We start from the raw sequence: 15021 nt of genomic DNA on the forward strand, positions 1-15021 counted from the left end.
TCACCTTTCGGGGCGGGGGACGACCGGGTGCCAGCCGCCGAAGACGGACGACGGGTCGCGCAGTTGCGCCGCCTCGTCGTCGCCGAGCTGCCGGGAGCACGCCAGTCGTGAACTGGTGTCGATCGGGCGGCCGTTGAGGTCGGTGCTGTGGTACTCCCAGAACCGGATCTGACCGGCGGCCGCGCAGTCGTTGGGGCTGGTGATCTGGAAGCCGGTCGTCTTCACGTGGCTGTCCATCGCCGAGTCGATGAAGACGACCTGGCTGGTCGGGAACCGGCTGAGCTCGGCCCGCGCGAGGAACACGCTGTCGTCGGGTACGTCGGGAGCCCGGGTCAGCCGGACGCGGACGAAGATGTTGCCGGGACCGTTGTCGACGTTGCGGACCTGGTTGTAGTAGCCCTCGTGCAGCGCCTTCAGCTCCGAGTCCTGCAGGAAGACTCCGCCGGTCCCCCAGACGAAGTCCACATCGCCCTCGATGTAGCTGTCGGTCACGAAGGCCTGTCCCTGCAGCCGCAGGCTGTCTTGGTACCCGAGGATCCGGACCCGGGCGAGCACGATCCGGTTTCCGTTGCCGAAGAAGGCCTCGGCCTGGGACCCGCGGTACGGCGTGAGGTTCTGCACGGTCACGTCCGTCATCGTGAAGTCGTCGGCGAACACGCCCATCGCGGATCGCCAGCAGTTGAAACGATCCGACTGCGGGATGACGCGGCGCTGACAGTACGCCTGCTCGATCGGCACGTTCGCCATCGCGGAGTCGCCGTTCAGCAGGTTGTTGTTCGGGTAGCCGATCACGGTCCGGCCGGCGCCCGCGCCGGTGATGGTGATCCCGGGCTTGGTCGGCGGAACCCAGACCAGCTCGCGGTAGAGGCCCGGCGCCACATCGATCGTCGCTTTGTCGCCGTCGGCCACGAAGTCGATCGCGGCCTGGACCGTGCAGAAGTCCGCGTGACCGTTGCCGTTGACACTCAACCGGCTGTCGGTCCTCGGGTCCGGCCGGCTCCGGAACGTCCAGCCCTTCGTGATCCCGGGATGGCCGACGACGAACCCTGGATCGACCGTCACGTAGTACGCCTGCCCAGGAGCGAGCCGCTGATGCGGATGGACCGAGACGGTCCGCCCGTCGACGACCACCGGCTGGTACGTCCACGTGTGCAGCTGACCGAAGTCGGTCCGCGCGTCACCGACCGAGCGGTGGTACGACGTGAGGTCCGCGAGGTCGATCGTGTCGACGACTTCGCCGCCGGCTGTGTGGATCTGAAGCTTGCCACGGACACCGAGTCGGACCGGCCCGCGGAAGGTCATCGTCAGCGGGGTGTCCGAGCAGGTGGCACCTCTCGGAGACACGTTGGCGGCGTCACCGGAGCTGCTCGGGCGCCAGCCCGTGAGGTGTTCGAGCACGGTGGTGAGCTTGGCGGCTGCGACCTGATGGCCCTGGACGTTGGGGTGGGTGCTGCCGTTGTAGTCGTCCGGTCCGAGCCAGCCGGTTGTATCGACGTACACGATCTTGTGGTCCTTCGCGGCACGGACGGCGGCGGCGATGTCGGCCGCGTGCGTGCCGTTGAAGGGGCGCAGAGCAACGATCAGGGTGTGCGGATCGGCGGCGCGGATCGTGCGGAGATAGGCGAGGTACGCCGGGGTGAATTCGGCGCTGTTGTAGGCGGCGTCATTCGTGCCGAAGTTGACGACGACCGCACCGGGGTCGATCGGCTCGGCTGGGAAGCCGGCCAGGTTCCAGCCGAACGAGTCCGCCGCCGCACCGACGTTGCCGTGACCGGGCTGAAGGATGCCCTGCTTGCCGAAGCCGACCTGGTTCGTGTCCGCGCCGAACGCCTCGCCGACCAGGTGCGGGTAGCTCTTGCTGCCGTCGGCGCAGTCGCTGCCGAGCTCCGCACACAGCGCCATCACGCCCTGGGTGATCGAGTCGCCGTAGAACTCGATCCGATGCTCGGCCGTGGTCGGCAGCGGGACAAGCTGCGCCAAGGGAGCCAGTTCGATCTTCTCGAGGACGACGCCGGACTGCAGCGGCACCGTCCAGCGGTTCGCGTACTCGTCCACGTCCTTGACCATGATCTCGGCCGTGTGCGCGAACGCCGGATCGAGTCCCTCGGCGAACACCTTGTGATCCTCGTCGACCTTCACCAGGACGGGATCGCCGCCGTCGATCGCGACGTACAGCTGGGCCGGGCTCGTGATCGCCTCGGTGTCGAACCAGGCGCCGAGCCGGTCGCCGGTGAAGCGGAATCGCAGCGACGAGCCGGAGTTCACCGTGATCGCCACGTCGTCGTCGCGGCCCCAGTGACCGTCCAGCTCGATCCGCGGATCGAACGGTCCGAACGTCGCCGGATTGTCCGCGGCGGCCGCCGTACCGGCGGGCACGATCAGGGTTGCGAGGCCCAGCAGGACGGCCAGGCAGAGGCTCAAGAGGCGGTTTCTCACGGTGGTCTCCTCGCGCGGACCGCCGTGGCAGCTGCCCGGGGCGGTGGGCGGGTAATCCTTTTCCTCGGCTACCGTCGCAGCGCTTCGGGGCTGCGTCAAGACCTTGGCGGGCAGAATCGGCGCGAAACGGGAAAAGGTTTACATCACTGTGGTGGCAGCGATCGTGGCGCGGACATGGTCCAATGATCCGGTGAGAAAGCCGACCAGCGACCGTGCGTCCGCCGGCCGGGCCACGATCCACGACGTGGCCCGGCTCGCGGAGGTGTCGACGGCGACCGTGTCCCGGGTGCTCAGCGGCGGCAAGCCGGTCTCGCCTCAGGTGGCGGACCGGGTGCGCGCCGCCGCGCAGGAGGTCGGCTACCGGCCCAACCCTGCGGCGCAGACGCTGTTGCGCGGCAGCAGCCAGACCATCGGCGTCGTCGTACCCGATCTGGGCAACCCGTACTTCGCCGAGATCCTCAAGGGCATCGCGGCCGAAGCCGCCGGCGACGGGCATCACACGCTCGTGGCCGGGACCGAGGAGGATCCGGAGCAGGAGTACCGGTCCGCGATCGAGCTCGCGCGCTGGGTCGACGGTCTGCTGCTGTGCGCGCCGCGGATGAGCGCTCCACAGCTCAAGGAGGTCGCCGAGGCCAGCCGCCGACTGGTACTGATCAACCGGGTACTGCGGCACCCGTCAGTGGGAGCCGTGGTCGTCGACTACCACCATGGCATCCGGGAGCTGTGTGCCCACCTGGCGTCGCTCGGCCACGAGCGAATCGTCTACCTGGAAGGGCCGTCGACCGCTTGGTCCGATCAGCAACGGCAGCGTGGCTTCCGCGCGGCCGGTCTGCCTGTGACCCGAGTCGCGTGCGGCTCGTCCCTTCGTGACGGGTATGCGGCGGTCGACGAAGCGTTGACTCACGAACCGACCGCGCTGATCGCCTTCAACGATCACGTCGCTGTGGGCGTGCTGAGCCGGCTGCGAGAGCTCGGTGTCACGGTGCCGGACGACCTGTCCGTGGTCGGTGTCGACGACGCTCCGATGAGTGCCCACACCGACCCCGGACTCACGACGTACGCCGTCTCGACGGTGGAGCTGGGCCGCCAGGCATGGCAGCACTTCAGTCCCACCGCCTCGACGGCGACCACTCATCTGTCGGGCGAACTGGTGGTCCGGGGATCGACGGCCCGGCCGCGACGGCGTCGTACGGTCAAGCCTTCGCGGTGAAGCTGTAGGTGCCTGCGCCGACTCTGCACACCTGCTGACCCAGTGGTTGTCCGGACTCGCGGACCGAGTCGGGGTCAGGGGTTGGGACGTGGATCGTCGCGGTGGCTCCTGGCGGTACGACGACGTCCAGGCGCAGTACGCCGTCGGTGATCTCCCAGCGAGTGGAGACTCTGCCTGTCGGTGTGTCGTAGGAGCCTTGGGCCCAGGTCAGGCGGCCGCCACGGCGCGGTCTGATCACGAGGTCCCGGAAACTGACCGACTCCGGTGACTGGCTGATGCCGGCCACGTCGGCGTAAAGCCATTCGCCGACCGAGCCGAGCGAGTAGTGATTGAAGGAGTTCATCGCGACCGGGCCGAAGCCGTTCTCCTCGGTCCAGCCGTCCCAGCGCTCCCAGATCGTCGTCGCGCCGTGCTTGATCGAGTACCCCCAGGACGGATTCCTGTCGTCGTGCAGCAGGTCGTACGCGAGGTCCGCGTGCCCGTACTTCGTCAGGATCGGGCACAGCAGCGCGACTCCAGCGAACCCGGTCGTCAGTGATCGGTCCCTCTGCTCCAGGTCAGCGACGAGGTGCTTGACCGCCGCATCCTCCTCGGGCAGCAAGCCGAACGCCAACGGCAGCAGATAGCCGGTCTGGGTCTCGCCACGGATCTTGCCCTCGGCGTCAACGAACTCCTTCCGGAACGCCTGCGCAATCCGCTCCCACAGCTCGCCGTACGTCGCGGCTTCGTCCTCGAGACCGAGGACTCGCGCAGCCGCGGCGGTGAACTCGACGCTGCGGGCGAAGTACGCCGTTGCGAGGACATCCCGGTCGGTGCTGACTCCAACCTGGAGCCAGTCGCCGTAGTGGCCGCTGGTGCGGTTGCGCCAGATCAGGTCGGGGTTGGCGCGGTGGACGTAGTCGACCCAGCGGCGCATCGACGGCCAGGCCTTTCGCAGTACGCGGTCGTCGCCGTACATGCGGTAGAGCGTCCACGGCACGATGGTCGCCGCGTCGGCCCACGCGGGTGTGCCGTGGCGTCCTGTGATGACATGCGGGATGACATCGGGGATCGCGCCTTCGTCGGTCTGTGCCGTGGCGAGGTCGGCCAGCCAGTTGTCGAAGAACGTGAGGACATCGGCCTGGTACGCCGCGGTGGGCAGGAAGATCTGCGCGTCGGCGGTCCAGCCGAGTCGCTCGTCGCGTTGCGGGCAGTCGGTCGGGACGCTGACGAAGTTGCCGCGCTGACCCCAGCGGATGTTGCTCAGCAACTGGTTGACACCCGCATCGGAGCACTCGAAGCGCCCGGCGACCGGAGTGTCTGAGTGCAGGGCTCGACCGGTCACGTCCTCCGTCGTCAGCTCACCCGGGTAGCCGTCGATCTCGACGTACCGGAAGCCGTGGACGGTGAAGATGGGTTCGAAGTACTCCTCTGCGGCACCGGCGCTGACGAAGTAGTCGGTGGCATCCGCGGTGCGGAGATTGGCGGTGTAGAGCTCTCCGTCGGACTCGAGCATCTCGCCATGTCTCAGGCGGATGCGGTCGCCTGCCTGTGCGCCGCGGATGCGGAGCCGGACGCGGCCGGCGATGTTCTGGCCGAGGTCGACGATGAAGCGGCCGTTGCCGCGCGCGGTGACCTCGGTGGCCGGTAGGTCCTCGGTGACGCGGACTGGTTCAGTCGTTGCGGCGATCAGGGTCGACGGGTCGGCGCCCATGTCGCCCACGGGCGCCCAGCCGGTGGCGTCGTACCCGGGGCTCGACCAGTCGCCGAGCTCGAGCCTGGCGTCGTACGACTCCCCCATCAGCAGGTCGGCGAACCGGATCGGGCCGGGGCGTTCGACCCAGCTGCCGTCCGTCGCGACGACGGTGCGGGAGCCATCCGGGTGGTCGACGACGAGTTGCGCGAGCAGTTGCGGCTTCTTGCCGTAGTGGTGTGCGTGACTGCGGGTGTCCCAGCCGACGTACCCTGACCACCAGCCCTCACCGAGCACCGCACCGATGACGTTCTTGCCCTCTCGCAGGAGGTGCGTGACGTCGTACGTCTGGTAGGCGAGGCGCTCGCGGTAGTCAGTCCATCCGGGCGTCAGCTCGTCTGCTCCGACCCGCTGACCGTTGGCGCTGAGCTGGTACAGGCCGTGTGCTGTTGCGTAGACGCGGGCTCTGGCGACCGGCTGCTTCAACTCGAAGGAGCGGCGGTAGTAGCGCGGCGGTGCGATGGTGGCCTGGCGCACCGACCGTGGCTCCGCGCGGTCGACCGGTGGTTCGAACTTCGGATCGGTGTCGTAGTCGTGCTCCAGCCAGTGCGCCTCCCACTCCTCTTTGTTGAGGAGACCGGTGGCAAACGTTGCCGACGTCTCGGACTGGTCGCCGGCGGCGTCCCGGACCTCCAGCGTCCACACGTAGTCGGTCTGCGACGTGAGCGGCGCGCCACCGTGGTCGACGTATGTCCGGTCGTCGGTCCGCCAACCGGAGTCCCATACCTGTACGCCGTCACGCAGCAGACGGACGCGGAACGCGTCCTGCCGATCGCCACGCACCGGTGACGCCAGCCGCCAGCTCAGCCGCGGCCTCGCTGTCCCGATGCCGAGTGGGTCCGCCCGGTGCTCGCAGCGGAGGTCGTACGGCGTCAGCGCTTCGACTGTCGGTGGATCGGTCAGCAGCCAGCCAGATGTCACCAGGACCACTCCGTCTCGGGTCGGTGGAGTTCGTAGTCACGCAGACCGCCGGCGTGTTCCGGCCGATCGCCGTACATGGGCCGGGACCGGCCGGGCGGGTCGATCGCGACCACGTCGTCGCCACGCCAGGTGGTCCGGAATTCGTTGCCGGCAGCAAACTCGGTGGTGGTCTGCTCGACCATCGGGAAGGTCACTGTGATCCGCTCCCCTGGCTGCGGCTGCGGGATCGAGAGGTAGCCGTCCGGCGCCCAGATGCGCTCGGCGCCGGTGCGTGTCTCGTCTCCTCGGTTGAGCGTCAGCCGCGCATACCCCGCCCACTCCGGGATGCGGACACGCAGCTCCTCCACCGGCTCGTTGATGTGGAGCTCGACCTTGCCCTCCACGGGCAGGTGGCTCACGACGTCGACGGCGTGGTGCGCGCGGGTGAGGAGCAGGTTGACGCGGGTCACGTCGGCGTTGCCGGTGACGATGCTGTTCCACGCCCAGAAGAGTCCGCGGACGCCGGAGCCGACGCAGCACGCCTGTACGTCGTTGGTGTGGCCGCGGCCCAGCGGTACGTCGGACACGTAGTCGTTCGGAGCGCCGTACCCGCAGAACGCGCCGAGGACGCGCTCGCCCACATCGACGTACGTCCGCCAGCCCGGCTCGTCACCCGAACGGTCCGGAGCGGACTCCACCCAGCTCACATCGCGCAGCTGCGACGCTGCCAGGTGGTTGCGGACGAACCGCTCCACCACCGACCAGTACGACGTCTGTCCGCTGGCGGCGAGCGTCGTACCCAGTCCGATGAGGTCGACGAGTGAACAGGTCTCGTGCTCGTAGCGCTGGTCGGCCAGGTCACCTGGGGTCCAGCCGAACCTGGTGGCCTGAGTGAGCACCCAGTCGTAGCTGCGTCTGGTGAACTCGGTCAGACCGTGGTCGCCGGTGTGCCTGGCGAGTCTGGCGAGTCCCTCCAATGTGCCGACGCGGGTGTGGAAGTGGCCGCTGCGGTATGCGCGGGCCCGGTTGAAGCTGCCGTCCGGGAGGAACACGCCGCTCTTGTCGACGATGAGGCGGGCGAACCACTCGCAGAGCTCGAGAGTGTCGCTGTTGCCGGTCGCCTGGTGGTAGCGCAGCAGCGGCATGATCAGGCGGCCGGAGAACGACGCGGGGTCGGGCGCTAGGTGCAGGTCGATGGCGTTCGAGGAGGGCCAGCCTTCGGTCGTGTACTCCGAGGCCGGGTAGAACCAGACGTCGCGTTCCTTGATCGCGATCCGCTTGAGGGCTGCGATCTGTGCGTCTGCTGCCTTCTGCGCTTCCGGATCGCCAGTGGCGACGACTGTGGTCGTCAGGGCGAGCAAAGTGGCGCGCTGGTCGATCAGGTTGGCGTTCGGCAGCCAGTGACCGCGGGGGTGGACGCGGCGATAGGTCAGACCGTCTTCACCTAGCAGTGCGAAGAGGGTCTGGCGGTAGCGGTCGGCGATCGCGACCCAGTGTGGGTCCCACTGCGGGTTGCCGTGGGGGGTGCTCTCCTTGCCGCCGGTCATCTGGCGGGCCAGGAGGATCGCGTCGGTCAGACGGCCGTGGCTGGAGCCGTAGTCCCAGTCGCCGTGGTCCAGCCGGGCCGGACGGGACAGCAGGTTCGCGCTGAAGAACGGGATGCCGTCCAGGTCGTCGTCGGCCAGACCGGTCACCGCGTTCATCGCCAGCGCGGCCCGTTCCTCGAGCAGCAGGGTCGCCGGGATCGTCGCCATGAGGAAAACCTTTACCCCCAGGCGGGGCGATGTCAACGGGCTATCCACAGATTGGCGGATCGGCCTTGTTTTCTTGAGGTTTCCCGGCGGAGACTGGCGGGACCCGATCGAAGGAGAATGCTGATGAGGGCAGCCCTGCTGGAGGCACCGCGACAGGTCTCGGTGAGTGAGGTGCCGGATCCGGACACTGGTGGAGACGTGCTGCTCCGGATGCGTGCGGTCGGGTTGTGCGGGTCCGACCTGCATACGTGGCTCGGGCATCATCCGTTCCGGAAGCCGCCTGTCGTGCTCGGGCACGAGGGTGCCGGCGAGGTGGTGGCGTCGGGTGATTCGCGCTTCAACGTCGGCGATCGGGTCGCCGTACTGCCTGCGTTGTCGTGCTGGGAGTGCACGCGCTGCGAGGCCGGGGATCCTCATCTGTGCGTGCACAAACGGGTTCCGGGCAGCGGCTGGCCGGGGATGCTGAGCGAGTACTTCGCCGCGCCCGGGCGGGTGCTGGTGCCGTTGAGCGACGAGATCGGGTACGACGAGGGCGCGATGATCGAGCCGGTCGCGGTGGCGTGGCATTCGACGTCCGCGGTGCGGGCGGGTGATGCGGTCGCTGTGCTCGGTGGCGGGGCGATCGGGGCGTTGGCGGCTGCTGTTGCGCGGGAGCGTGGGGCTCGCGCGGTGCTCGTGAGTGACATCAAGCAGCACAATCGGGACTTCCTTGCGTCGCAGGGTGTTGATGCGGTGGTGGATCCGGCTGAGTTGGAGGCTGTTGGGGCTGAGGTCAGTGGCGGGGACGGGTTCGATGTGGTCGTGGTCGCGTCCGGGCATCCGAGTTGCCTGGCGGAGGCTTTGGCGTTGTGCCGGCCGCGGGGCCAGGTGGTGTTGCTGCCGATGTTCGGTGGCGCGCTGACGGTGGACCTGAATCCTGTGGTGCTGAAGGAGGTGACGATCCAGGGGTCGACGATCTACACCCCTGCAGACTTCGCTGCGGCGGCCCGGTTGGTGAACCACCGTGTGCTCGACGTCAGGCCGTACATCACGTCGATCGCTGGGTTGGACGAAGTGCCTGAGGTGCTCGAGGCAATCGACGCCGGCTCTGACCACATCAAGACTCAGATCGACCCGACCCGATGAGCCGGTCGGAGGTCGTCGCGACGTACCGGGTGGATTCCTACCTCCCGTTGGAGCAGGCCGCGGAGGTGATCGCCGGCGAACAGTCCACCGGCACGTTCGTGGCAGTCGCCCGCGAGACACCCGAACTCCGCGACCGCTTCGCAGCCCGAGTAGTCGCGATCGAGCCGACACCCTCGTCGGCAGCTGATCTGGCCGGCGCTGATCTGGCCGGCGCTGATCTGGCTGGCGCGGATTTGCCTGGTGCGATCCGGCCGGCGGGGGCGCGGCGGCGGAGCGGGCTGGTGCGGATCGCGTTCGGGTTGGAGAACTTCGGCCCGTCCCTGCCGAACCTGCTCGCCGCAGTCGCCGGAAACCTCTTCGAACTCCGCCAACTCGCCGGCATCCGGCTACTGGACCTGTCGTTGCCCGACGCGTTCGCGGAACGCTACCCGGGCCCGCAGTACGGCGTCACCGGGACCCGGCGCCTCCTGGACCGACCGGACGGCGTACTGCTCGGCACCATCGTGAAGCCAAGCATCGGCCTGCCGCCCGAGGAGTTGCGCATCCTCGTCCGCGAACTGGCCGAGGCCGGCATCGACTTCATCAAAGACGACGAGCTGATGGGCAATCCACCTCACTCACCACTCGCCGACCGAGTCAGAGTGGTCACCGAGGAACTGGACAAAGTTGCCGCGCGCACCGGACGACGCCCGATGTACGCCTTCAACATCACCGACGACCTGGACCGAATGGCCGCCAACCACGACCTGGTCCACAACGCCGGCGGGACCTGCGTCATGGCCTGCATCAACCTCATCGGCCTAGCCGGTCTCGCCTGGCTACGCGAGCGCTGCGCCCTCCCCATCCACGGCCACCGCGCCATGACAGGCGTCTTCACCCGAGCTCCCCAACTCGGCATCGACTTCGTCGCCTGGTCCAAACTGGCCCGCCTGGCCGGTGCGGACCACCTCCACACGAACGGTCTGTCCAACAAGTTCTACGAAACAGACGACGAGGTCCTCCGCTCAATCGCCGCAGTCCGCGAACCCCTCCTCGGCGGCTACCAGACCCTCCCCGTCCTCTCATCGGGCCAGACCCCCGGCCTGGCCCCGGAAACCTACCGCCGAACCGCCACCACAGACCTTCTCGTCCTGGCCGGCGGTGGGATCCACGGCCACCCCGACGGCCCCGCCGCCGGCGTCACCGCCATGCGGGCCGCCTGGCAATCCACCACCTCCGGCCGCGATCTAACCGAAACCGCCCAACAGGTCCCCGCCCTCCAACAAGCCCTAGAAACCTTCGGGCCACCCAGCACGTCCGGAGGCGGCCATGGTTGAGGTTGCGTTCTACGGCGACGACTTCACAGGGTCCACGGATGCGCTGGCTCAGTTCACCCGCCTGGGATTTCGCGGGATCCTGCTGGTCACGATGCCTGCGTGGGACGAGCTTCAGGCGTTGGCTCGGCAGTACGACGTGATCGGGGTGGCCGGGATCGCGCGCTCGTTACCACCCGACGAGCAGGAAGCCGAGATCCGCCCGATCCTTCAAGCACTGCGCGACCTGGGTCCACACTTCGTCCAGTACAAGGTCTGCTCGACCGCCGACTCCTCCCCCACCCTCGGCAGTATCGGTTGCGCCCTGGAGGTCGGCCGCTCCATCTTCGGCCCAGCCGTCGTACCAATCCTCATCGCCCAACCAGACCTGGGCCGCTACACAGTCTTCAGCCACCACTTCGCCGCCGAAGCAGGCACCACCCACCGCCTAGACCGCCAACCCACCATGTCGTCCCACCCCACCACCCCCATGCACGAATCCGACCTCCGCCGACACCTGGTGAACCAAACCAACCTCCGAATCGGCGCCGTCCACCTAACGTCCTACCCCGACCTCCCAGCCCACGACACCAACGCGACGTACGACGCTCTCATCCTCGACGCCCTCACCGACGCCGACCTCCAATCCATCGCCCACACAATCCTCACCCCACCCACCACCCCCACCTTCGCCATAGGCTCCGGCGGCCTCTCCCGCGCACTCGCACTGGCCCTCACCAGCCCGCCTCCCACCTGTGACCACCCCGACCCAACGCCATCCGCCGCCGACTCGAAGCATCCCAAGCCGAGCACCCCTCCGTCCGACCCCCCAACAACCCTCACCGACCAGTCACCCACCCGCGACCGCACCATCACACCACCCGCCGACAGTTCGAGGCAGCCGGCGACGAGTACGTCTGCGTCCGGTCTCGCAGCAGTTGGGCACCCGACCACGCGGCCCAAGAACCACGCGATGCCTGGTCGCGGTGACCGAGCACAGGTGAGCGTCGCTGGGCAGGTGCTCGTTGTGTCCGGTAGCCAGTCGCCTCGGACCGCCGAACAGATCGCCCACGCGGTCGCGTCCGGCTGGCATTCGCTGCCGCTCACTTACCGACCGGCCGCGGCGCCCGACAGCTCACCCTCGGTCGTGACCGAAGCAGTTCGCGTACTGAAGGCTGGGGCACCTGGGGTCGTGGTGCACACGGGCGAGGCGATCGGCCGAGCCGCGGGTCAGCTGCTCGGTGCCTTCAGCAAGGAACTGGCCGCAGTCGTCCGGGAAGTGGTTCGCACCACGCAGGTACGACGGGTCGTGGTAGCCGGCGGCGACACCTCCGGACGCGTACTCCGCGAGCTCGGCGTCACCGCCCTAGAACCGTCCCCCACCATCCCGCCCCACCTCGGCCAGGGCCTCACGCTCTGCACCGCGATCTCCACTGATCCAATGCTGCGGGGCATCCAGTTCCTCCTCAAAGGCGGCCAACTCGGCGACCCGAACCTCTTCGCCCGTCTACGCCACGCCTGACCCGATCGCCCGCACTCTACGACCCCAGACACCGGTGCTCCTCGTGGACCACTTCGAGGAGGTCTCGCTGTGCCAGGACGAACCTTCTTGAGCGCCGGTACCGCGTCCAGGTGCTCGGCCCAGAAAGCTCGCGCGACTGTGATGTGGCTGAATGCAGAGTGCGAGCGGGCGTCATGCAGCGCATCACTTCCGCACGAACGCATGTGGCGTCGCGGGAGCAGAACGACCGCCTGCACCGCCCCGGCTGGGGCGCGGAGGCTCGACGCGTCGCGAGGTGGATCCGTGCGGAGCTCACGTTCCGCGCGTATGGACAGCCGTTGGGGCCGCTGGGTCGCCCCACGGATCGTGCTGGGCCGCTCGCGCGGAAGAGGCTGAGGCACCGCGGGAAGCAGAACCCGAGGTGGATCCGCACGGAGCTCACGTTCCACGCGCACGGACAGGCGTTGGGGCCGCTGGGTCGCCCCACGGATCGTGCCGGGCCGCTCGCGCGGATGAGGCTGAGGCACCGCGGAGGACAGTCGGCGTGTCCGAGTCGCTCGTTGCCGTGTCGCCCCATATCGCTTGGCGTGCAGCCTCTCGGCGAGCCGCACCATCAGTGCCGCAGTCGCCCGGGCGCGCAATTACCCGCGACGCGTCTCCCACGCGCCCATCCCGTGACCGCACACTGTCCATGCGTGCAGCCTCGCCTGACCGGACCCCGTCCGACCGCAGCCCGTCAGACCGCAGCCCGTCCGAGCGCCACTCGTCTGATCGGAGTCCGTCCGAGCGCGGCCCGTCCGACCGCAGCCCGTCCGACCGCAGCCCGTCCGACCGCAGCCCGTCCGACCGCAGCCCGTCCGACCGCAGCCCATCTGAGCGCAGCCCGTCCGACCGCAGCCCGTCCGACCGCAGTCCGTCTGAGCGCAGCCCGTCTGAGCGCAGCCCGTCCGACCGCAGCCCGTCCGAGCGCAGCCCGTCCGACCGGAGTCCGTCTGGGCGCTGTACGTCCGACTGGTGTTCGTCTGGCTGAGGTTCGGCTGGCGGGGGGTCGGCGTGCGAACCGTCCTCGGACGGTTGTCCGTGGAGGGTTTCGTGCCGGGGGTTGGGAGGTGCGGCTGCGGGCGGTCTGGCGGATTGGGGTGGTGAGACAGGTGCGCGATGTCGATGACGACGTGGAGCTGGTGGGTCGGCCCAGGTGGGGCGGGTGACGTGGACTTTGCCGTTGGTGATCGTGATGGTCCAGTGGCCGGCGTGGAGGTCGATGTGGTGGCGGCGGCAGAGCAGGACGAGGTTCCAAGATGGCGGTCTGACCGCCGTCGATCCAGGAGCGTAGGTGGTGGGCGTCGCATTGGACGGGTGGGGCGCCGCAGACGACGCAGCCTTTGTCGCGGGTGTTGAGGGCGCGGCGCATGGCGCGGGTGACGAGGCGTTCTGATCGGCCGACGTCGAGGGGCTCGGAGTTGGAGCCGAGGACGAGCGGGATGATGTTTGCGTCGCAGGCCAGGCGTCTGATCGCGGCAGCGGACAGGTTGTCGCCGTACACGAGGTGCCCGGTGGCGTCCGCGGCGGCCGCCTTCAGGTCTTCCAGGTCGATGGTGACCGTGATGTTCGCCTTCGCCCCGAACCCTGGGATCCCACCGTTGGCGTTCGTTCCGCGACCGGTGCCGGTCGTCGCACCCGCGAAGGGGCCGGAGCCGGTCGTCGCACCCGCGGAGGGGCCGGTGCCGGTCGTCGCACCCGCGGAGGGGCCGGTGCCGGTCGTCGCACCCGCGGAGGGGCCGGTGCCGGTCGTCGCACCCGCGAAGGGGCCGGAGCCGGTCCTCGCACCCGCGAAGGGGCCGGTGCCGGTCGTCGCACCCGCGAAGGTGGCAGTGGCTGGCGGGGTGGCGCCAAGGTCGGCGCCGACTCCGGGGAGCGGGAGCGCGGTGGCGGTGCCGTGCGTGGCGGTCGCGTTGGCGGTGGCGGTGCCGTGCGTGGCGGTGGCGGTGCTGTGCGTGGCGGTGGCGGTGCTGTGCGTGGCGGTGGCCGTGGACTCCGGCGACGCCAGGGTTGTTCCAATGGGATCTGCGGTCGGCTTGGCAACGCCTGGTTCGGTGATGCTGGAGGCGCTGGGGTTGCCGGCGGCGGCGACAGTGGTGTTTGGGCTGCGGGTGTGGGTGGTGTCTGTGGCGGTGGCGGCGAGGGTTAAGGCTGTGGTTAGGGCGTCGGCTTGGCGCTTTTCGCGGGGGCGGGGGTCTAGTTCGCCGTCGAGGGTTTTGTGGGGGCGGGCGCCGGTGTGGATGAGGGCGCGGAGGAGTTCGGCGTTCTCGTTGGCCAGGTAGCCGCGGAACTTGACGCCGTTGTCGGCGGTGATGAGGGCGAGGGATTCGCGGGCGTAGGCCTTGTGTTCGTCGGGTTCGGGGCCGTCGGTGTCGAGGAGGTCGCGGATTTGCTTGCCGGCTTTGCGGAGTTCGCCGGGGGTGAGGTGGCGGGCGAGGTTGACGAGTTGTTGTTCGGCGACCTGGAGGTCTTCGACCGGCACTGTGGTGGGGACGCGTTCCAGGGCGGAGACGATCGCTTCGGCCTGCGCGGGGCGGAGGAGCCATGCAGTCGAGTGATCTTGGCTTGTCTCGTCGGCCTCACCGTAGGTCTCGTTCTCGGTTTCTGGTACCCCGCCGCCGTTGTCCTCACCGGCGGTCTCGGACTCGGTAGTCGGGAGGGCGCTGTCGCCGTCGCCGTCGGTGTCGGACTCGTCGGGTCCCACCACCACAGGATCTGTTAGGGCGGTGGTGACGGTGGGGTATTTGGGGAGGGCGCGGGCCAGGCGGACGTCGCGGTAGGCCGTGGGGCGGTCCAGGCGGTAGCGGAAGGCTAGGAGCTGGACGGTGTCGTGGGCGCCGAGGTCTGCTGCGTGGCCGGTGTTGTCGAGGGCGGCGATGAGTTGGAGGCGGTAGGTCTGGCGCCGGTCGAGGTCGGCCTCGAGTTGGTCGAGAGTGGTCAGCAGCTCGCTGCCGCTCATCGACCAGATCGGCTGCTCGCCCAGAAGTTCCATACCGACAACAGTAACCACAGCCACCGACACTTCTCAAACC

General features: G+C 68.8%; 8 protein-coding genes. 4 read left to right on the forward strand and 4 right to left on the reverse strand.

Annotation, left to right across the window (positions count from 1 at the left end):
• A complete protein-coding gene (locus E0H73_RS15815; RefSeq protein WP_131355982.1) occupies positions 1–2436 on the reverse strand; it encodes a pectinesterase family protein in 2436 nt (811 codons plus the stop codon).
• A gap of 190 nt (positions 2437–2626) precedes the next feature.
• Between E0H73_RS15815 and E0H73_RS15820 the strand changes: the two genes are divergently transcribed.
• Positions 2627–3646, forward strand: a complete 1020-nt coding sequence (locus E0H73_RS15820; RefSeq protein ID WP_165555694.1) for a LacI family DNA-binding transcriptional regulator — start codon at positions 2627–2629, stop codon at positions 3644–3646.
• Here the strand turns inward: E0H73_RS15820 and E0H73_RS15825 are convergent.
• Together E0H73_RS15825 and E0H73_RS15830 are read right to left on the reverse strand one after the other, a co-directional pair.
• On the reverse strand, positions 3630–6299 hold the full coding sequence (locus E0H73_RS15825; RefSeq protein ID WP_165555695.1) for an alpha-L-rhamnosidase: 2670 nt from the start codon (positions 6297–6299) through the stop codon (positions 3630–3632). The two genes, E0H73_RS15820 and E0H73_RS15825, sit on opposite strands and share 17 nt — an antisense overlap.
• The gene (locus E0H73_RS15830) at positions 6296–8032 is read right to left on the reverse strand and encodes a glycoside hydrolase family 127 protein (RefSeq protein ID WP_131355991.1); all 1737 of its coding nucleotides are present in this window, start codon (positions 8030–8032) and stop codon (positions 6296–6298) included. The genes E0H73_RS15825 and E0H73_RS15830 overlap by 4 nt, the downstream gene beginning before the upstream one ends.
• Positions 8033–8155: 123 nt before the next feature.
• Here E0H73_RS15830 and E0H73_RS15835 point away from each other — a divergent pair, with 123 nt between their 5' ends.
• Genes E0H73_RS15835 through E0H73_RS15845 form a run of 3 tightly spaced genes read left to right on the forward strand, consistent with a single transcriptional unit; the run spans position 8156 to position 11971 of the window.
• Positions 8156–9157 (forward strand): zinc-dependent alcohol dehydrogenase, encoded by a 1002-nt coding sequence (locus tag E0H73_RS15835; protein WP_165555696.1) that lies wholly within the window; start codon positions 8156–8158, stop codon positions 9155–9157.
• The gene (locus E0H73_RS15840) at positions 9154–10473 is read left to right on the forward strand and encodes a RuBisCO large subunit C-terminal-like domain-containing protein (protein WP_131355997.1); all 1320 of its coding nucleotides are present in this window, start codon (positions 9154–9156) and stop codon (positions 10471–10473) included. Before E0H73_RS15835 ends, E0H73_RS15840 begins: the two co-directional genes overlap by 4 nt.
• Positions 10466–11971: a four-carbon acid sugar kinase family protein gene (locus E0H73_RS15845; RefSeq protein WP_131356000.1), complete on the forward strand. Its 1506-nt coding sequence runs from the start codon at positions 10466–10468 to the stop codon at positions 11969–11971. Before E0H73_RS15840 ends, E0H73_RS15845 begins: the two co-directional genes overlap by 8 nt.
• A gap of 715 nt (positions 11972–12686) precedes the next feature.
• On the opposite strand, the gene E0H73_RS47210 is transcribed toward E0H73_RS15845, so the two are convergent.
• Complete coding sequence (locus tag E0H73_RS47210; RefSeq protein WP_238164030.1) at positions 12687–14981, reverse strand: HNH endonuclease signature motif containing protein; 2295 nt, start codon at positions 14979–14981, stop codon at positions 12687–12689.
• Positions 14982–15021 lie beyond the last annotated feature (40 nt).

The sequence above is a fragment of the Kribbella pittospori genome (assembly GCF_004331465.1).
GTDB classification, from domain to species: Bacteria; Actinomycetota; Actinomycetes; order Propionibacteriales; family Kribbellaceae; genus Kribbella; species Kribbella pittospori.